This is a genomic window from Stenotrophomonas sp. Sm6012, from assembly GCF_030985895.1.
Lineage (GTDB): Bacteria > Pseudomonadota > Gammaproteobacteria > Xanthomonadales > Xanthomonadaceae > Stenotrophomonas > Stenotrophomonas forensis.
In genome coordinates this window covers 1-18,319 of the sequence record NZ_JAPTFX010000090.1, presented here as the reverse complement: position 1 = coordinate 18,319, position 18,319 = coordinate 1, and the positions used below count along the sequence as shown (strand labels likewise).

The following is an 18,319-nucleotide window of genomic DNA, read 5'->3' as shown; positions in this document are numbered from 1 at the left end:
GGCGGGCGGGGGCGGGTGGCGGGGGCGGGCGCCGCATGAAGGCGGCGACCGGCCCCCCCCCGCCAACCCACGGATAGCCTGCTTTTGACGTTGACGTTGCCTCTGCAGGTGCAGGGCGCAGCCCTGCAAACCCTCACCCCAACCCCTGCAGCGGCACCTTCGCCAGAATCCGCGCCCACGGGAACAACGGCCCCGGATCACGCTTGCGCGCCACCGTCAGTGCCGCATCATCACTGGCCGGCACCTGCTCCAGATCCAGCTGGTCGTGCCCGGCAATCCGCCGCAGCGACGGATAGCGCGCCACCAGCGCCAGCAGCAGCGCCTCCAGTGCCACCAGCTGCGCCTCGGTGTACGGCTCGTCCATCGCCTGGTGGCGGCTGTCGAACCAGTGCGGGTAACGCCCGGTATTGACCAGCTCGATGCCCAGCGTATGTGCGTTCATGCCGCGCACATGGTGGGCCACCCGTTCCGGTGCCACGTACTGCACCACGCGACCGTCGCGATCGATGTAGAAGTGGCCGCTGTTGCCGGCGCCACTGTCGTACAGCACGCGCTCGCCGTACTCGCGGGCCATCGCCAGGTCGGGCAGTTCGGTGCAGTGGATCACCACCATCTCCAGCGTGGCCGGGTCGCGCAGCGGCAGGCGGTCGTGGTAGGGCAGGGGCTGCAGCTGCAGGCCGGGCAGGAGCGGGTTGGGCATCCGGCGATGCTAGCATTGCGGTATGAACCTGCCTTCCCCTTCCTCATCGGCCCGCTCGCGCGGAGCGCGCGCATGAGCCGCGGTCACTGCATCCTGTCGCACGGTTTCGAGAGCGGCCCGGACGCGACCAAGGTCACCGCGCTGGCCGAGGTGGCACAACGCCTGGGCTGGACCCATGAACGCCCCGACTACACCGACCTGGACGCGATGAGCGAGGTCAGCCGGGTGGGCGACGTGCCGACCCGCCTGCGGCGCCTGGTCGAGCGTGCCGCCATTGCCGCCGGGCAGGGGCCGGTGGTGCTGGCCGGCTCCAGCCTCGGTGCCTACATTTCCGCCATCGCCTCGCTGCAGGTGCCGGTGGCCGGCCTGTTCCTGATGGTGCCGCCGACCACCATGGGCCCGATGCCGGCGCTGGATGCCGCCGCGGTACCGACTACGGTGGTGCAGGCCTGGCACGACGAGGTGGTGCCAGCCGCCGGGGTCATTGCCTGGGCACAGGCGCGTTCGGCGCAGCTGCTGCTGGTCGATGATGGGCACCGCCTTGAGCACCACGTGGAGGCCGCCGCGCAGGCCTTCGAGCGCCTGCTGCGCCAGCTGTGAAGCCCGGGCGCACGGCGCGCCCGCCCGCTTTGACTACAATGGCAGCCCCGCCGCCCCCGGCGCGGGCCTGCCGGCCGTGCCTACGGCCCTCCTTTCCGACTGGCCCGGCCCCTGTGCCGCGCCCGACCACCTGCGAACCGATCCCGTGAAATTCTTCGTCTCCTGCGCCAAGGGCCTGGAATACCTGCTTGCCGATGAACTGTCGGCCCTGGGCCTTGGCAAGGCCACCGCCACCATTGCCGGCGTCAACGCCGACGGCGAACTGGAGCAGGCGCTGCGGATCGTCATGTGGTCGCGCCTGGCCAGCCGCGTGCTGTGGCCGATCGACGAGTTCGAGTGCCCGGACGAGCAGGCCCTGTACGACGGCGTGCGTGCGCTGCCGTGGCACGAGCACATCAAGCCGGAGATGACCCTGGCGGTGGACGCGCACGTGTCCGGCGACAAGATCACCCACGCCCGATTCGCGGCGCAGCGGATCAAGGACGCCATCGTCGACCGCATGCGTGACGAAGGCCTGGAACGCCCTTCGGTCAACACCGACCTGCCGGATGTGCGCGTGAACCTGTCGCTGCGAAAGGGCCGCGCCTCGCTGTCGATCGACCTGGGCGGCGGCCCGCTGCACCGCCGTGGCTGGCGCGGCGCTGCCCACGAGGCGCCGCTGAAGGAAAACCTGGCCGCCGCGCTGCTGCTGCGCGCGCAGTGGCCGCGCCTGCACGCCGCCGGTGGTGGGCTGCTGGACCCGATGTGCGGCAGCGGCACGCTGCTGATCGAAGGCGCGCTGATGGCCGCCGACGTTGCCCCCGGCCTGATGCGCCACGGCAGCCTGCCACCCAGCCGTTGGCTGGGCTTCGACAAGGCCGCCTGGAAGGCCATCCAGAGCGAGGCACGTGACCGCGAAGCGGCCGGCCTGGCAGCGTTGAAGCCGGTCATCCACGGCAGCGACATCGACCCGACCGCGATCCAGGCGGCGCGCGAGAACGCCGAAGTAGCGGGCGTTGCCCATGCGATCCGCTTCACCCGCGCCGACGTGGCCGACCTGGCCGCGCCGGAGCAGGAGATCGGCGCGGTGGTCTGCAACCCGCCGTACGACGAGCGCCTGGCGGCCGATCCGGCGCTGTACCGCGCGCTGGGCAATGCCCTGCAGAAGGCGGTGCCGCAGTGGCGCGCCAGCCTGCTGTGCGGCAACGACGAACTGGCCTTCGCCACTGGCCTGCGCGCCGGCAAGAAGTACCAGATGTTCAATGGTGCGCTGGAATGCGCGCTGATCGTCTGCGACCCGATCGCCGTGCCGGGCCGCGACCCGGCGCAGCCGCGCGAGCTGAGCGAAGGTGCGCAGATGGTGGCCAACCGCCTGCGCAAGAACCTGAAGAAGTTCAAGAGCTGGCGCGCCCGCGAGGACATCACCTGCTTCCGCGCCTACGATGCCGACCTGCCGGAGTACGCTGCGGCCATCGACGTCTATGAAGAAGACGGTGGCCAGCGCCGCACCTTCCTGCATGTGCAGGAATACGCCGCGCCGGCGGCGATTCCGGAGAACGACGTGCGCCGTCGCCGCAACGAGTTGCTGGCGGCCGCGCGTGAAGTATTCGGCGTGCCGCCGGAACAGGTGTCGATGAAGTCGCGCGAGCGCGGCAAGGGCGGCAGCAAGTACGGCCGCTTCGAACAGCGCGACGAGTTCATCGTGGTGCGTGAGAACAACGCGCTGCTGCAGGTGAACCTGTTCGATTACCTGGATACCGGCCTGTTCCTCGACCATCGCCCGCTGCGCCGGATGATGGCCGATCAGGTGCGGGGCAAGCGCTTCCTCAACCTGTTCTGCTACACCGGCGTGGCCAGCGTGCAGGCGGCTGTGGCCGGTGCCGCCAGCACCACCAGCGTCGACCTGTCGGCCACCTACCTGCAGTGGTGCTACGACAACCTGGCGTTGAACGGGCAGGGCGGCAACCAGCATCTGCTGGTGCAGGCCGACGCCATGGCGTGGCTGGAAGGCGACCGCGGGCAGTACGACGTGATCTTCTGTGACCCGCCGACCTTCTCCAACTCCGCGCGCGCCGACGACTTCGACGTGCAGCGTGAACAGCTGAAGCTGCTGCGCGCCGCAGTGGCACGACTGGCGCCGGGCGGCGTGCTGTACTTCTCCAACAACTTCCGCCGCTTCAAGCTGGAAGAGAACGCCATCGCCGAGTTCGCCCAGTGCCGCGAGATCACCGCGCGCACCATCGGCCCGGATTTCGAGCGAAACGCGCGCATCCACCGCGCGTGGGAATTGAAGCGGTTGGGGTAAGTCCGGTAGTGCCGGCCGCTGGCCGGCAACGGTGACAGATCCGCAGAGGGATCATGGGATGCCGGCCAGCGGCCGGCACTACCCCTGTCTGGCCGGTAGATCCACGCCACGCGTGGATGGTGGCTACAGCACCGCTACCAGCAGCCCGGCCGCGGGCAGCGCGATCGCCAGCGCGGCGATCCACTTCGGCCGGTACGGGTACAACCCGAACGACAACACCGCGCCGCCCAGCGTCATCGTGCCCAGCCACAGCACCGGGCCCATCGCCCAGCCATGGTCGGCCACGCACAGCGCGAACGCCACCGCCAGCAGGGCCCAGCCCAGCACCCGAAATTGCGTGCGCCGTGCTGGCGAGGCTGCCGCCTTGCCATGCAGGTCGTGCTGGTGTTTTTCCATCGCCAGCGACAGTGCGGTGAACGCGGAGAACGACAGGGTCAACGCCAGAAGCATCATGCGCTGGCCTCCGCTTCGGCAGCTTCCGCAGCATCAACCGGAGCCTTGGCCGCCGCCGCCGCGGCACGCTTCTTCTTCTCGGCGGCAGACAGCGGCGGCGTCCAGCGCTGCATGCGCCATCCACACAGCGCCAGCATCGCACCAAACGCGATCATCGACAGGTCGACGCCGGCCAGCACCCAGTCACCATTGCGCAGGGTCACGCCCAGATGCGCATGCGTGGTCAGCGCGTTGACCACCGGCACCAGCGCGAACGCGGCGGCGCCCAGGTACAGTTGCCAGGCCCACATCATCCGCTTCGGCCAGATGAAGGCGGCCAGCAGCGCCGCGCCCCAGGCGTAGAAGAACACATTGGCCTCGGCACTGGAGCGCTCGGCGATGTCCAGCGGCAGCAGGCGGTTGCCCCAGAAGTAGGCGGCGAACGCAATCGGCAGGCCGGCCACGGTGCCGATGTTCAGTGCATCGACCAGGCGCAGGCCGAAGCCGATGCGGCCACTCTTGGCGTGCTTGGGCCGTTCCTTCACTGCCCACAGCACCACACCGCTGGCCACCATCAGGCAGCCGACCAGGCCGGACAGGAAGAACAGTGCGCGCAGGCCCCAGTCGGCGAAGCGGGCCAGGTGCAGGCCATACAGCACGCCACGGGTGGCGGTGGCACCACCGGAGGGCGGCGTCTCTTCCAGCAGCGTGCCGTTGATCATGTCGTAGCGCAGCGCCGGGGTGTCGGTGGACAGGCGCTTGCCGTCGCGCTGGCGGATGTCGATCACCGCATTGGCCGCGCCCGGATTGGACACGGTGAAGCCGGCCACTTCCACGCCATGCCAGTGCGCACGCGCGGCGTCCAGCAGCTGCGCGATCGGCAGCGGCGTGGCGCGGCCCTCGGCCGGCGCGGTCACCTCCGGCATGCCGCCGAAGGCTTCGCTGAAGAACTTGTCCTCGTCCTGCGGGTAGGCCACCTTCACCCCCCATGGCAGGTACATGATCATCAGGGTGACGATGCCGGTGTAGGTGATCATCGCGTGGTACGGCAGTGCCATCACCGCGCTGACGTTGTGGAAATCCAGCCACGACCGCAGGCCCTTGTCCTTGCGGAAGGTGAAGAAGTCCTTGAAGATTTTCTTGTGGGTGATGACGCCGGTGATGATCGCCACCAGCATGAACATCGCGCAGAAGCCGACCAGGTAGCGCGCCCACAGCACCGGGATGTAATGCAGGTCGAAGTGCAGGCGGTAGAAGAAATCTCCGCCGCGCGTCTCGCGCGCCTTCAGGGCCTGGCCGGTGTTCGGGTCCAGCGTGGCATCACCAAAACCACCGCGCCGGCCACGGCTGGGATCGGCCAGTTCCGGCGGCAGCCGCCAGAACATCTGCATGGCCGGGTTGCGCGGCTGGGGCAGGGTGACGAACCAGTTCTCGGCCTGGCTGGCGTTGGCCTGCAGGTAGTCCACCGCGCGTTGCGCGGCCACGTCGATGCTGACCTTGTTGGCCGGCAGCTCCGGGCGCATCCAGCGGCTGATTTCCTCGCGGTAGTAGCTGGCGGTGCCGGCCATGAAGATCAGCAGCAGCAGCCAGCCGACCAGCAGGCCGGTCCAGGTGTGCAGCCAGGCCATCGATTGGCGGAATCCGTTCTTCATGCCCAGGCCCCCAGCAGGCGCGCGACGGCGGCCATCAGCAGGGTGGGGACCAGGATGCCGACCCAGGCGCGCAGCGCAGTGCGGGTGGCGAACGCCCACAGCGCTGCGCAGGCGGCCACCAGGATCGCCAGCAGCATGCCGGTCAGCACGGCCTGGCCGCGCGCGCCGGGCAGCGCCAGCGCGCAGAACACGCTGGTCACCGAGGCCAGCGCGTAGCCGCCGAAGATCGCGGCCAGCGAGCGTGACAGCACGCCCCAGCGTGGGTTGGAGAAGAAGGTGCGGGGGCTGGCGGTTGCGGGCGAGCGGTCCACGGCATTCCTGCTGGTTTCAGTGAAAAGGGACCGGCGCACCGCAGCGCGCCGGGGTTGGCCATCCATGGCCGGGCACCGGTCGCAGAACCGGTGCCATCCATCGGGGGTCAGAGCTTCCAGCGCAGCGTCATTGTCACGTTGCGTGGTTCGCCCCAGTACACGCCGCTGTAGAAACCGACGTTGTTGAAATACTTCTTGTCCAGCAGGTTGTTGATGTTCAGCTGCGCGCTGAAGTTCTCGTTGAAGCGGTAGCCGCCGGCCAGGTTCAGCAGGTAGAACGCGTCCTGGGTGATATTGGCCTTGCTGCCATCCGCCTTGGTGCTGGTGTTCCAGATGCGGCTCTGCCAGGTGGCGCCGCCTCCCAGCCAGAAGCGGCCATCGATACCGCCGGGGCGCCAGCTGGCGTTGAGGCGGAAGGTGTCCTGCGGGGCTGTGGTCCGCTGCAGCACGCCGTCCTTGTTGCGGATGACGGTATGGGCGAATCCCGCCGAGACGTTCCATTGCTCGCCGATGCTGCCCTGGGTCTCGATTTCCCACCCCTTCACCTTGTTGCCCTTGCCGGTGGATCGGTAGGCCTGGCTGCCATCGGGCAGCGAGTTCACCGGCACTGAATCATCGATCTCGGCCACGTTGTCCTGCTTGCCTTCGAACACCGCCGCCGAAGCATTCAGCAGGCCGCCGAAGAACTCGGCCTTGACGCCCGCTTCATACATGTCGCCGACCACCGGCTCCAGGTAGTTGCCGTTGCGGTCGCGGGATTTCTGCGGCTTGAAGATGTCGGTGTAGCTGACATAGCCGCTGAAGGTCGAGTTGAAGTCGTACACCAGGCCGGCATACGGGGTGAGCATGTCGTCGGGCCTGTAGCCGCTGCGCTTGGTGCTGTTGCGGTTGCCGGCGGCATCATAGCCATAGGCCCAGGTACGGGTTTCCCAGCTGCCATAGCGGGCGCCCACCACGGCCAGCAACGGATCGGCAAGGCGAAGTCGGGCGGCAACATAGGCGGCGCGCTGGCGCAGTTCGTCCTGTGACGACAGGCGACCAAAGCGGGTCACCGGCAGTACCGGCACCTCGCCGGTCCAGTGACGCCAGTCGGGCACCTGCGCGTAGCCCGGTGCGCTGGAATCGAACGACGTGGCCTCGGACTCACCCTTGCGCACCGACTGGCCGAGGCCGAACACCAGCTCGTGCTCGCGCCCGAACAGCTTGAACGTCCCGCCCACGTTGATGTCGAACACGTCCATCGTGCTGTGTTCGTTGAAGTGTGAAATGTAGGCGGTCACGCCGGTTCCATCGGCGCGCGGGTAGCCGGCCGCGCCGTACCAGACGCTGCCATCGGTATCGCGCACGGCGTGGCTGACGTTGCCCTTCACCGACCAGCCGTTGCCCAGTTGCTGTTCCAGTCGCGCGAAGCTGGTTTTTTCCACGATCGGCCAGGCACTCCAGGACGCAGACAGATTGGTCGAGCGCGGCAGGTTGGCCGGTGCGCCGTCGGCGCCCCAGTACGGCACCACGCCCCAGGTCACGCCGGTGGTATGCGGCGACTGGTACTCGTAGCCCACTTCGAACAGCGTGCTGTCGCTCAGGTCGGCCTGCACGATGCCGTAGAACACGTCCTTGTCGAGCCTGTAGACATCGCGGAACGAATCGCTCTGCTGCTTGGCGGCCACGATGCGTGCGCGGATGCGGCCGTCCCAGGCGACGGGGCCGCCGAGGTCGGCTTCCAGGCGACGGTTGTTCCAGCGGCCGAGGGTCAGGTTGGCACCCATCTGGAAAGTGTCGGTCGGCCGCTTGCGGATCATGCTGATGGTGCCGGACGGATCACCCGCGCCGGTGGTCAGGCCGGTGGCGCCGCGGATCACTTCGATGCGCTCGTAGATCACGTTGTCGGTGTTGGTCTTGATCGAGCCACCGAAGGTGTTGAGCATGCCGTCGATCTGGAAGTTGTCGATGGTGTAGCCGCGCGAGACATAGTTGATGCGCTCGCTGTCGGTGACCGACACGCTGACGCCCGTCACCTGGCCCATCACGTCCGACAGCGAGAACAGGCCCATGTCATCCAGGCGCTGGCGGGTAACCACCGTTACCGACTGCGGCGTCTCGCGCAGCGACAGGTCCAGCTTCGTCGCGGTGCGCGCGCCTTTCACCGTATAGCTGCCGGGCATCTCGCCATCGGCAGTCACCTTCACCGTATCCAGCGTGCGCGCGGAAGGATCGGCAGTGCCGTCGGCGTGGGCCAGCGGGGCGATCATCAATGCAGTCACGGCCAGGGCCAACACGGTGGGACGGGGGGAGTTCAGCGGTATTGCCATCGGTGCGATTCCATGCAGGACGAATCAGGCGATGGAATGCGCAGGTACAGTCGCCATGCGCTCCGCGCACGTCGCCCAGCGAGCCCCATCGACGGTGCGCCACCCGCGCAGTGCAGGCGACCCGGTAGTCGGGGGATGTACACGGGCGAAGGGGCGGGTGGGTACGTGCATCCGTGCCCCGCTTGGCTAAGCGTACAACCGATTAGCAAATGATAGGCATTCGCATTTCGTTAATCAAGCGTGACGACTGCAGCCGGTGGATCGAGGCGCGCGTTCAGAACCGGAAGATCACCGTCGCCGCATGCAGCAGCAGGCCAATCAGCCCGCCGACCAGGGTGCCGTTGAAGCGGATGAACTGCAGGTCGCGGCCTACGCTCAGTTCCAGCTGCTCGACCAGGTGCCGCTCATCCCAGCCCTTCACGGTCTGCGCGATATGCGTGGTCACGCCCTCGCGCAGGCGCCCGGTCAGCCGCTGCGCACCTTCCAGCAAGTGCTGGTTCAGTGCCTCGCGAAGGGCGGGGTCGGCCTGCAGGCTGCTGCCCAGCGAGGCCAGGCTGCGCTGCAGGTGGCCGACCAGCGCGGAGTCGTCACGCTGCAGGTCGGCACGCAGGCTGGCATGGATGCGCGCCCACAGCCCCTGCACGTACTCCTGCAGGGCAGGGTGGTCGATCATTTCCTGCTTGAGCTGTTCGACGCGTTCGGCCAGCGCCGGGTCTTCGCGCAGGCGCTGCACGTAGGCCTGCAGCCAGGTCTCGTAGTCCTGGCGCAGCGGATGCTCCGGCTCGGCCAGCACCTGCTGCAGTTCTTCCAGCACCGCGCGCGCCAGGCGCTCGGCCAGGCTGTCGCCGATCTCGTCGATCGGCTTGACCCAGTTCACCGTGCTCGACAGCGTCGGCCATTCGCGCTGGATGTAGCGCACGATCAGCTGCGAGGCGCGCTCCTTCACTTCCGCCTGCTCCAGCCAGCGCCCCAGCCGCTGCAGGCCCTCGTCCAGCACGCGCTGATGACGGCCATCGGCGGTCAGCAGGGCCAGCAGCTCGCCGGCGGTGGCGGCGGCATTCCACTGCCGCAGCTGTTGCACCACGAAACCGTGCAGCTGCCGGCGCACGGCGGTCTCGTCGAAGAAATCCAGTGCCTGCAACGCCCAGCCGCGCGCCATGTCGGCCAGCATCCGCGAACGCGCCGGATCGGCCAGCCAGCTGCCCAGGCGGCTCGCCGGATCGAACACCTGCAGCTTGGCCAACAGCACGCCCGGTTCCAGGAACTGGTCGCGCACGAACAGCGCCAGGCTGTCACCGATGCGTTCCTTGCTGCGCGGGATGATCGCGGTGTGCGGAATGGGCAGTCCCATCGGCCGCCGGAACAGCGCGACGACGGCGAACCAGTCGGCCAGCGCACCCACGGCGGCGGCCTCGCAGAAGGCCGAGACCCAGGCCCAGATGCCGCGCTCGCCCTGCCAGTGGCTGACCGCGAATCCGGCCAGCATCAACAGCAGCAGGCCCAGCGCGAGGGCTTTCAGGCGCCGCAGCTGTGCGCGGCGCGGATCGTTGGCAGGCGTCATGCCCGAAGTCTATCCGGCCCTGCATGAGCATCGGGTAGTGCCGGCCGCTGGCCGGCATCCGCAACGCACCCGGAACGTTCATGGGGTTGCCGGCCAGCGGCCGGCACTACCCGCTGGTTCAGAGCGCTTCGAGTTGCTTGCGCAGCGCGGCCAGCTGCGCGCGCAAGGTGTCGTTCTCGCGGGTCAACGCGACGACGCGGCGACGCAGCGCCGGTGCGTCCTCGCCCAGCTGCTCCAGGGCCGACAGCACTTCGGCGTCGCGGCTGGCGATCGCGTCCTCATCCGGCTCCTCGAAGTCCATCTCGGCCGCGTCCGGCTTCGGGGCACGCGGCTTGCGCTTGGACTCGCGCACGCGCTTGGCGGCCTGCTTCAGTTCATCCTTGCCACCGGCGGCGGCGGCGCGCTGCTCTTCCTCGGGCAGGTCGGCCACGGCTGCGGCGGCGCTGATCGAAATCACGCCGGCCTTCACCGCTTCCACCACTTCGGCCGCGGCCTGGGCGTGGATGCGCTCGATCATGCCGACCTGGCTGGTGCTCAGCTTGGCTTCGCGGGCCAGCTCGGCGCGGCTGATCTTCGGCGCCGGTTCCCACGGCGGGCTGTCTTCGCCAGCGTCCTCGACAATCTCGGCGGTGCCGTCGCTCTCGCGTTGCAGCTGCGCCTGCTCGACCTGCTTGCGGGCAGCCAGGATGTCGCGCTTGCGCAGCGCCAGCACGCCGCGCTGGAAGTCCGAAACGCTGCGACGGCCCAGGTGCTGCTCGATCATCCACAGGTGCACGTCTTCCATGCTCTGGAAGCGGGTGTTCTGCACGGTGTTGAACGGCAGGCCGTGCTTCTGGCAGATGCCGAAGCGGTTGTGGCCGTCGACCAGCACATCGCCCCACAGCACCAGCGCATCGCGGCAGCCTTCGGCCAGGATGCTGCGCTCCAGCGCGTCATGTTCGTCCGCAGTCAGCGGGTCGATGTAGGCCTTGAGTTCTTCTTTGACGACGATATCCATGGGCACGGCAGCGAGCAGGAGCGGAACCGCCCATTGTACCTGCTCGCCACCGCCGGCCCGTGCTCAGGCGGTGGTCCGGATCATCTCGCCGAGGATGCCGGTGATCTGGTCGATCTGCGGCTTGTCCACGATCAATGGCGGCGACAACGCGATGATGTCGCCGGTACAGCGCACCAGCAGCCGGCCGTCGTGGAAGCAGCGGCGGAACACCTCGTAGCCGCGGCTGCCGGGGGTGTCCCGGCGTGGCGCCAGCTCCACTGCACCGACCAGCCCGAAGTTGCGGATATCGATCACGTTGGGCAGCCCCTGCAGGGCGTGCAACCGCTCCTGCCAGTATTCACCCAGCTCGATGGCGCGCTCGAACAGGCGCTCCTCGGCATAGACCTCCAGCGTGGCCAGCGCCGCTGCGCAGGCCAGCGGATGGCCCGAATAGGTGTAGCCGTGGAACAGCTCGATGGCCTGCGGGGGCGCCTGCATCAACGCGGCATGCACCGCATCGCTGGCCAGCACGCCGCCCAGCGGCACCGCACCGTTGCTGACCGCCTTGGCGAAGGTCAGCAGGTCCGGGGTGACCCCGAAGCGTTGTGCGGCAAAGGGCATGCCGACCCGGCCGAAGCCGGTGATCACTTCATCGAACACCAGCAGGATGCCGTGGTGGTCGCACAGCTCGCGCAGCCGCTGCAGGTAACCCGGTGCGGGCAGGATCACCCCGGCTGAACCGGCGATGGGTTCAACGAACACCGCGGCAATGGTCGATGCATCGTGCAGCGCGATCAGCCGCTCCAGGTCATCGGCCAGCTCCGCGCCCTGGCGTGGCAGGCCCTTGCTGAATGCATTGCGCTGCAGGTCCAGGGTGTGGCGCAGATAGTCCACGCCGCCCAGCTGCAGGCCGAATGCCCTGCGGTTGTTGGGCAGGCCGCCCAGTGCCATGCCGCCGAAGCCGACCCCGTGGTAGGCCTTCTCGCGGCTGATGAAGCGGGTGCGCTGGCCTTCGCCACGCTGGCGGTGGTAGGCCAGCGCGATCTTCATCGCGGTATCCACCGCCTCGGACCCTGAGCTGGTGAAGAACACATGGTTGAGCGCGGCCGGCGCCAGTGCGGCCAGCCGCTGCGCCAGTGCGAAGGCCGGCGGCGAGCCCATCTGGAAGGCCGGTGAATAGTCGAGCGTGCGGGCCTGCTCGACGATGGCCTCGACGATGCGTGGCCGCGCGTGGCCGGCGTTGCAGCACCACAGGCCGGCGGTGCCGTCGAGGATCGGGCGGCCGTCGACATCTTCGTAGTGCATTCCCTCGGCGCGTACCAGCACACGCGGGGCCGCCTTGTACTGGCGATTGGCGGTGAACGGCATCCAGTACGCGTCCAGGGATTCGGGACGCTGGGTGGCCAGGTCGTGCAGGTCGCTTTCGGGACGCTTCATGCCAGCTCCATCGGGTGCGATGCGATGAATGTAGCGCAGCTGCGTCACGGCGAAGTCGCGGCGGCCCCGGTATAAGCAAGGCTGGTTGATTGCAGGAGTGTTCCATGGCCGATTTCCCCGACCGCAGCCACTGGCAGGCGCTGGCGCTCCAGCTGTCGATGCCCGGCCAGGCCTTCATCGACGGCCGCCAGGTCGACGCTGCCAGCGGCGCCCGCTTCGACTGCATCAGCCCGATCGACGGTCGCGTGCTGGGTGCGGTCGCCGACTGCGACGCGCAGGATGTGGAGCGTGCCGTGCTGGCGGCCCGCCGCTCCTTCGATGCGGGCCACTGGTCGCAGGCCAGCCCGGCGCATCGCAAGCGCGTGCTGCTGGCGCTGGCTGCGCTGGTGGAAACGCACGCCGACGAACTGGCCCTGCTGGAAACCCTGGACATGGGCAAGCCGGTGCGCGATGCGCGGCGCATCGACCTGCCCGGCGTGGTGCGCTGCCTGAGCTGGACCGCTGAAGCGGTGGACAAGCTGTACGGGGAGATCGCGCCCACCGGCCCGCACGAACTGGGGCTGGTCACGCGCGAGGCCGCCGGCGTGGTGGCGGCCATCGTGCCGTGGAACTTCCCGTTGCTGATGGCCTGCTGGAAGATCGCGCCGGCGCTGGCGATGGGCAACTCGGTGGTGCTCAAGCCTTCCGAGCGGTCGCCATTGTCGGCGCTGCGGCTGGCGGTACTGGCCGCCGAGGCGGGCCTGCCGGACGGGGTCCTGAACGTGTTGCCCGGCCATGGAGCGCGCGTCGGCGAACCGCTGGCCCTGCACATGGACGTGGACGTGCTGGCCTTCACCGGCTCCACCGCCACGGGCGCGAAGCTGCTGGAATACTCTGGCCGATCCAACCTCAAGCGGGTCTGGCTGGAATGCGGCGGCAAGAGCCCGCACGTGGTGTTCGCCGACGCCCCCGACCTCGATGCGGCGGCCAAGGGCGTGGCGCAGGGCATCTTCTTCAACCAGGGGGAAGTCTGCACTGCTGGCTCGCGGCTGCTGGTGCAACGCTCGATCCGCGAGGATTTCGTGCACCAGGTGGTGGCCTATGGCCAGCACATGCAGCCGCGCCACCCGCTGGAAGCCGACGCACCGATGGGTGCGCTGGTCGATGCCGCGCATCTGGACAAGGTGATGGGCGATATCGCGCGTGCCGAAGGCGAGGGCGCCCGATTGATGCTGGGCGGCCATCGCGCCGAGGTGGAAGCGGGCGGCTGCTATGTGCAGCCCACCGTGTTCGACCAGGTACGGCCCGAGCAGGCCCTGGCGCGCGAGGAAGTGTTCGGGCCGGTCCTGGCCGTGCTGGGTTTCGATGACGAAGCCGAAGCCGTGCGCCTGGCCAACGACAGCCGCTATGGATTGGCCGCCGGCCTGTGGACACGTGATCTTGGTCGCGCGCATCGCGTTGCACGCCAGCTGCGCGCCGGCAGCGTATGGGTGAACGGCTGGGATGGCGGCGACATGACCGCCCCCTTCGGTGGCTACAAGCAGTCGGGCAATGGGCGCGACAAATCATTGCATGCGTTCGACAAGTACAGCGAGATCAAGGCCACCTGGATCCAGTTGTAGCGTCGGGTCTGCCCGCGCTTCTGTAGAGTCGAGCCATGCTCGACTGCTCTTTGCGGAACGCCGCCGAGCATGGCTCGGCGCTACCGGCAGCGTGTGCTCACCTGCAGCACCGCAGCACGCAACAGGTCGCGATCTGCCTCTTCGACCGCATTCTGGAAATAGTCCATATCCTGCTTCCCCAGCTCGCAAGGGTCGACGATATACCCGGGCGGCCACAGCCCCAGCAGCTGCGCCACGCCGTGCACGATCTGCTCGGGGGTCATCTGCCGGCGGATGCGGAAGTAGTTGCGGCGCGGCGCGAACGCAGCATGCACCTCGCGGCGACCGATCAGGCGTGGCGCGACTCCCGCGGCGCTGATGCCGTCGCCACCGTCGATGCTGCCCGCAGGCAGGCCCAGGATCAGCGGCGCCTCTGCCGCCGGAGCCTCTTCGGCCGGCAGTGCGGTACTTGCCTGCGCGATCGGGGCAGAGTGGGGCTTCACCGATGCAGCCCGGCGCGTCATCGGTACGGAGGGCAACGCCGGAAGTGACGGCGCCGGCGCCGGCAGCTCCGGTGGCAGCCAGCGCAACGAGATCCGTGCGCCATCGTCAGCGCGCAGCACGATCCGGCCACTGCCCCACAACCACAGCGCCATCAGGCCATGCACCAGCAGCACCACCAGCCACGCCGCCATGCGCGGCAGCTTCGGGGAATCGGACCACGGCAACGCGACTGCAGCCATCGGCGAAGCTTCCATGCAGGGACCGGTGGCGCAGCCTAGCGGGCGGCCTGAAAAATTTCGTTGGCATCGGTGTCGGCTGAAACCATCGTCCCGTGCGGCCACCGGCCCGTGGCAGAATCGGGCGATCCACCGTTACCCGTGTTGCCGATGTCGACGACCCGCGCTGCCGCACCGCCCGTGAATTCCCCCCGCCGTGTCCTGCTGGCCAGCCTGATCGGCACCACCATCGAGTTCTTCGACTTCTACATCTACGCCACGGCCGCGGTGCTGGTGTTCCCGCACCTGTTCTTCCCGGACAGCAGCGAACAGGCGGCACTGCTGCAGTCGTTGGCGACCTTCGCGGTGGCGTTCATCGCCCGGCCGGTGGGCTCGGCGGTGTTCGGCCACTTCGGTGATCGCATCGGCCGCAAGGCCACCCTGGTGGCCGCACTGCTGACCATGGGCCTGTCCACGGTACTGATTGGCCTGCTGCCGACCCATGCGCAGATCGGGCTGTGGGCGCCGGCGCTGCTGGCGCTGTGCCGTTTCGGCCAGGGCCTGGGCCTGGGGGGCGAGTGGGGTGGGGCGGTGCTGCTGGCCACCGAGAACGCACCACCGGGCAAGCGCGCCTGGTACGGCATGTTCCCGCAGCTGGGCGCACCGCTGGGCTTCCTGCTGTCGGCCGGCATCTTCCTGGTGCTGGGCCGCTGCCTGAGCCAGGACGACTTCCTGCAATGGGGCTGGCGCATTCCCTTCGTGGCCAGCGCGCTGCTGGTCGGGCTGGGCCTGTGGGTGCGCCTGAACATCCACGAGACCCCCGACTTCAAGAAGGCGCTGGAGCGCAAGTCGCCGGTGCGGCTGCCGATGCTGACGGTGCTGCGTGACCATCCGGTGCCGATGCTGCTGGGCACGCTGGGGGCGTTCGCCACCTTCGTGCTGTTCTACCTGATGACAGTGTTCAGCCTCGGCCATGGCACCGCGGTGCTGGGCTACAGCCGCGAACAGTTCCTGCTGATGCAGATGGCCGGCATGCTGTTCTTCGCACTGGGCATCCCATTGTCGGCACGCTACGGAGACCGCTGGGGCACGCGACGCACGATGATCGTGGCCAGCGTGCTGATCGTTGGTTTCGGCGTGCTGTTCGCACCGCTGTTCCAGCCGCACAGCCCGTGGCTGGTTACTGGCTTCCTGTGCCTGGGCCTGTTCCTGATGGGCCTGACCTACGGGCCGTGCGGCACCTTCCTGGCCGAGATCTACCCGGTGGAGGTGCGCTACACCGGCGCGTCGCTGTCATTCAACCTGGCCGGCATCCTCGGCGCGGCCCCGGCACCGTACCTGGCCACGTGGTTGGCCGAACACTTCGGCCTGGTCGCGGTGGGTTACTACCTGTGCCTGACCGCGGTGGCGACGCTGTGCGCGCTGGTGGCGCTGCACCGGCGCGCACTGCGGCTCAACCAAAGAAGCGCTTGAGCGTGCGCCCCAGCCAGCCGCCGCCCTGATGCTCGCGGGCGAACTGGTTCAGGTGCGCCTTGACCTGCTCGGCGTAGGCCTGGTCATCGCCACGGATGTGGTTGAACAGCCAGCGCGAGAGCATGGTACGCAGCTCGTCGCTGATGTCCTCGCCGGCCTGGAAGCGCAGCCGGTACTCGGCCACGCGCTTGATGAAGACTTCATGCACACGCTTGTGCGCGGCACAGAACGGATAACCCGCCTCCTCCATCAGCTCTTCCTCGAACGCGAAGTGCGACATGGTGTAGTCGACCACTTCATCGATCACTTCGCCCACCGCCGCACGCTGCATTCTGGCCTGGGCCACGTGCAGGTGGTTGAGCATCTCGATGATGCGGCGATGTTGCTGATCGATCACATCGATGCCGATGTTCAGATCGTCCTGCCAGACCAGTAGTGCCATCCCCGGCTCCCCTTCATGCGTATGTCGGGGCCGACTGTAGAACCGCAGCGCGCGGGCGGCGTTGATCTGGATCAAGGCGTGCCGGTCAGGGCAGGGCGGGCTCGCGTGGGCGCAGCGGACTGCCCATGGTGGTGCAGCTGACCCGGTTGCGGCCGCCGGCCTTGGCCAGGTACAGCTGGCGGTCGGCCTCGGAGATCAGCCGGTGCAGCGCATCACGCTGCGGGCGCAGGCAGCACAGGCCGATGCTGACGGTCATGCGCAGCGTGGCCGAGCCGATGTCCACTTCCAGCGCGGCGATGCGCTGGCGCAGTTCCTCGAAGTACAGCAGCGCCTCGTCCTGTTCCATGTCCGGCACCAGCAGGCAGAATTCCTCGCCACCGAAGCGCGCGATCAGGTCCTGGCTGCGCGCGTGCGCGGCCACCGCGCCGGCTACCGCACGCAGTGCATCGTCGCCGGCTTCGTGGCCGTAGGTGTCGTTGATGTGCTTGAAGTGATCGATGTCGATCATCGCTACCGCCACGCATTGGCCGTGCAGCTGCAGCTGCGGCAGCTGGCGCTGGCTCTGCTCAAGGAAGCAACGGCGGTTGGGCAGGCCGGTGAGGAAATCGCGGGTGGCCAGGTCCTGCAGGGTGCCGATCAGTTCCAGCTGGTCCACGTTCTGCGAGACCCGGCAGAAGAACTCCTCGCGCGAGAAGGGCTTGCGCAGGAAGTCGTTGGCGCCGTTCTTCAGGAAGCGCGGGATCAGTGACGCATCGGTATTGCCGGAGATGCCGATCACCGCCACCTTATCGCGCGAGCGCAGGGTGCGCAGGCGTCGGGTGAATTCCACGCCCTGCATGCCGGGCATCTCCTGGTCGACAACCGCCAGGCGGATCGCCGGGTGCGCCTCGATCGCGGCCAGGCCTTCGTTACCGTCGGCGGCCTCGTGCACCTCATGGCCGTACATGCGCAGCAGGGCCGCGGCATAGCCGCGCGCGGAGGGTGAATCGTCCACCACCAGGGCCGCGATGCGACGGTTGCGCTCCAGCCGCTGCACCAGCCAGACCAGGTAATCGATGCTGCCGGGGGTATTCTTCAGCACGTAGTCGATGATCTGCTGCTGCAGCACGCGCTTGCGCAGGTCTTCATCGTAGACGCTGCTGACCACCACGGTCGGCAGGCCGCGCTTGAGGAAGAACTCGACCACCGCATCGCGGTCGCCGTCGGCCAGTACCAGCCCGGTCAGCACCAGGAACCAGCCGCCATCCTCGCTCAGCAGGCGGTCGGCCTCGGCGAGGGTGGAGGCAATCACCACCGGCAGTTCCAGGCGTTGCTCGATGGCCTCGCGCAGCATGCCAGTGAATGCACGGGAGTTTTCGACCAGCAGGATCCGCTGTGGCAGCGGATCGGCCAGGTCGCCATCAACGGCGGCCTGCGGCAGCACGGGCATGATGCGGTGGCTCACGAGGGAGGGCTCGGCACGGATAGCGGCAGTTTCGGGTGCAACTTTAGGACGAAAGCGTCCGTACTCGTCGTTTGGCCCATTGCTCAGATGGGAAGCGGTTAGTATCAGCTGGAGGTTCTCGACTTCAACTTCGACCTGGAGGTCACTGTGCGATTTTCATGTTTTGGTACGGCTACTGGATTTCTGATGCTTGCCGCTGCCCCGGCAATCGCGGGCGGTCCCTCGGATTTTCATGGAAAGCCATTGGCTACGGCTGGATTGGGGCAGGCAAGTCCGGCTGCGGTCAATCTCAGCCAGGATCCCAGCTGGCAGCTCTATGGATTGGACCGGCCAGAGTTCTGTAGACACTCAGTTGCCGCTCTGCGCGTAGCGCCTTTCAAACTCTACCGGTGACACGCC

The 18,319-nt window shown here is 68.0% G+C and carries 15 protein-coding genes; 4 read left to right on the top strand and 11 right to left on the bottom strand.

What is annotated here, in order from left to right; genetic code table 11:
• Positions 1–133: 133 nt before the first annotated feature.
• Positions 134–700 (bottom strand): N-acetylmuramoyl-L-alanine amidase, encoded by a 567-nt coding sequence (locus tag O0J73_RS14940; protein ID WP_006428865.1) that lies wholly within the window; start codon positions 698–700, stop codon positions 134–136.
• 72 nt (positions 701–772) lie between these two features.
• Between O0J73_RS14940 and O0J73_RS14935 the strand changes: the two genes are divergently transcribed.
• Together O0J73_RS14935 and rlmKL are read left to right on the top strand one after the other, a co-directional pair.
• Positions 773–1,300, top strand: a complete 528-nt coding sequence (locus tag O0J73_RS14935; RefSeq protein WP_308309039.1) for a hypothetical protein — start codon at positions 773–775, stop codon at positions 1,298–1,300.
• Between the two features lie 145 nt (positions 1,301–1,445).
• Positions 1,446–3,584 carry a bifunctional 23S rRNA (guanine(2069)-N(7))-methyltransferase RlmK/23S rRNA (guanine(2445)-N(2))-methyltransferase RlmL gene (gene rlmKL / locus O0J73_RS14930; RefSeq protein ID WP_308309038.1) on the top strand — a complete coding sequence of 713 codons (2,139 nt, stop codon included), beginning with the start codon at positions 1,446–1,448 and terminating at the stop codon, positions 3,582–3,584.
• Between the two features lie 123 nt (positions 3,585–3,707).
• Here rlmKL and O0J73_RS14925 read toward each other — a convergent pair whose 3' ends face one another.
• From O0J73_RS14925 to O0J73_RS14895, 7 genes are all read right to left on the bottom strand, one after another.
• Positions 3,708–4,037 (bottom strand): DUF3325 domain-containing protein, encoded by a 330-nt coding sequence (locus tag O0J73_RS14925; RefSeq protein WP_006429006.1) that lies wholly within the window; start codon positions 4,035–4,037, stop codon positions 3,708–3,710.
• Positions 4,034–5,668 (bottom strand): PepSY-associated TM helix domain-containing protein, encoded by a 1,635-nt coding sequence (locus O0J73_RS14920; RefSeq protein ID WP_308309035.1) that lies wholly within the window; start codon positions 5,666–5,668, stop codon positions 4,034–4,036. The genes O0J73_RS14925 and O0J73_RS14920 overlap by 4 nt, the downstream gene beginning before the upstream one ends.
• Entirely contained in the window at positions 5,665–5,979 is a 315-nt protein-coding gene (locus O0J73_RS14915) for a DUF3649 domain-containing protein (protein ID WP_308309034.1), read from the bottom strand. The genes O0J73_RS14920 and O0J73_RS14915 overlap by 4 nt, the downstream gene beginning before the upstream one ends.
• Positions 5,980–6,086: 107 nt before the next feature.
• The gene (locus tag O0J73_RS14910; protein ID WP_308309033.1) at positions 6,087–8,288 is read right to left on the bottom strand and encodes a TonB-dependent siderophore receptor; all 2,202 of its coding nucleotides are present in this window, start codon (positions 8,286–8,288) and stop codon (positions 6,087–6,089) included.
• Between the two features lie 274 nt (positions 8,289–8,562).
• A complete protein-coding gene (locus O0J73_RS14905) occupies positions 8,563–9,849 on the bottom strand; it encodes a DUF445 family protein (RefSeq protein ID WP_308309032.1) in 1,287 nt (428 codons plus the stop codon).
• 118 nt (positions 9,850–9,967) lie between these two features.
• The gene (locus O0J73_RS14900) at positions 9,968–10,846 is read right to left on the bottom strand and encodes a plasmid replication/partition related protein (protein WP_308309031.1); all 879 of its coding nucleotides are present in this window, start codon (positions 10,844–10,846) and stop codon (positions 9,968–9,970) included.
• A 63-nt stretch (positions 10,847–10,909) separates the two neighbouring features.
• The gene (locus O0J73_RS14895) at positions 10,910–12,262 is read right to left on the bottom strand and encodes an aspartate aminotransferase family protein (protein ID WP_308309030.1); all 1,353 of its coding nucleotides are present in this window, start codon (positions 12,260–12,262) and stop codon (positions 10,910–10,912) included.
• Positions 12,263–12,366: 104 nt separating this feature from the next.
• On the opposite strand from O0J73_RS14895, the gene O0J73_RS14890 reads away from it, so the two are divergent.
• Complete coding sequence (locus tag O0J73_RS14890; protein ID WP_308309029.1) at positions 12,367–13,863, top strand: aldehyde dehydrogenase; 1,497 nt, start codon at positions 12,367–12,369, stop codon at positions 13,861–13,863.
• An 80-nt stretch (positions 13,864–13,943) separates the two neighbouring features.
• On the opposite strand, the gene O0J73_RS14885 is transcribed toward O0J73_RS14890, so the two are convergent.
• The gene (locus tag O0J73_RS14885) at positions 13,944–14,585 is read right to left on the bottom strand and encodes a hypothetical protein (RefSeq protein ID WP_308309028.1); all 642 of its coding nucleotides are present in this window, start codon (positions 14,583–14,585) and stop codon (positions 13,944–13,946) included.
• A gap of 147 nt (positions 14,586–14,732) precedes the next feature.
• Between O0J73_RS14885 and O0J73_RS14880 the strand changes: the two genes are divergently transcribed.
• Complete coding sequence (locus tag O0J73_RS14880; protein ID WP_006429164.1) at positions 14,733–16,034, top strand: MFS transporter; 1,302 nt, start codon at positions 14,733–14,735, stop codon at positions 16,032–16,034.
• On the opposite strand, the gene O0J73_RS14875 is transcribed toward O0J73_RS14880, so the two are convergent.
• Both O0J73_RS14875 and O0J73_RS14870 read right to left on the bottom strand, forming a co-directional pair.
• Positions 16,015–16,476, bottom strand: a complete 462-nt coding sequence (locus O0J73_RS14875) for a bacteriohemerythrin (protein WP_308309026.1) — start codon at positions 16,474–16,476, stop codon at positions 16,015–16,017. The two genes, O0J73_RS14880 and O0J73_RS14875, sit on opposite strands and share 20 nt — an antisense overlap.
• Before the next feature lie 85 nt (positions 16,477–16,561).
• Positions 16,562–17,905 carry a diguanylate cyclase gene (locus O0J73_RS14870; protein ID WP_308309041.1) on the bottom strand — a complete coding sequence of 448 codons (1,344 nt, stop codon included), beginning with the start codon at positions 17,903–17,905 and terminating at the stop codon, positions 16,562–16,564.
• Between the last annotated feature and the right edge of the window lie 414 nt (positions 17,906–18,319).

Excerpts from the sequence above, each read along its gene's own strand:
- O0J73_RS14925 (WP_006429006.1), bottom strand. The coding sequence starts at position 4,037 with ATGATGCTTCTGGCGTTGACCCTGTCGTTCTCCGCGTTCACCGCACTG.
- O0J73_RS14875 (WP_308309026.1), bottom strand. The coding sequence starts at position 16,476 with ATGGCACTACTGGTCTGGCAGGACGATCTGAACATCGGCATCGATGTG.
- O0J73_RS14900 (WP_308309031.1), bottom strand. The coding sequence starts at position 10,846 with ATGGATATCGTCGTCAAAGAAGAACTCAAGGCCTACATCGACCCGCTG.
- O0J73_RS14935 (WP_308309039.1), top strand. The coding sequence starts at position 773 with ATGAGCCGCGGTCACTGCATCCTGTCGCACGGTTTCGAGAGCGGCCCG.
- O0J73_RS14870 (WP_308309041.1), bottom strand. The coding sequence starts at position 17,905 with ATGCCCGTGCTGCCGCAGGCCGCCGTTGATGGCGACCTGGCCGATCCG.
- O0J73_RS14905 (WP_308309032.1), bottom strand. The coding sequence starts at position 9,849 with ATGACGCCTGCCAACGATCCGCGCCGCGCACAGCTGCGGCGCCTGAAA.
- O0J73_RS14880 (WP_006429164.1), top strand. The coding sequence starts at position 14,733 with ATGTCGACGACCCGCGCTGCCGCACCGCCCGTGAATTCCCCCCGCCGT.
- O0J73_RS14885 (WP_308309028.1), bottom strand. The coding sequence starts at position 14,585 with ATGGCTGCAGTCGCGTTGCCGTGGTCCGATTCCCCGAAGCTGCCGCGC.
- O0J73_RS14910 (WP_308309033.1), bottom strand. The coding sequence starts at position 8,288 with ATGGCAATACCGCTGAACTCCCCCCGTCCCACCGTGTTGGCCCTGGCC.
- O0J73_RS14940 (WP_006428865.1), bottom strand. The coding sequence starts at position 700 with ATGCCCAACCCGCTCCTGCCCGGCCTGCAGCTGCAGCCCCTGCCCTAC.
- O0J73_RS14890 (WP_308309029.1), top strand. The coding sequence starts at position 12,367 with ATGGCCGATTTCCCCGACCGCAGCCACTGGCAGGCGCTGGCGCTCCAG.
- O0J73_RS14920 (WP_308309035.1), bottom strand. The coding sequence starts at position 5,668 with ATGAAGAACGGATTCCGCCAATCGATGGCCTGGCTGCACACCTGGACC.
- O0J73_RS14895 (WP_308309030.1), bottom strand. The coding sequence starts at position 12,262 with ATGAAGCGTCCCGAAAGCGACCTGCACGACCTGGCCACCCAGCGTCCC.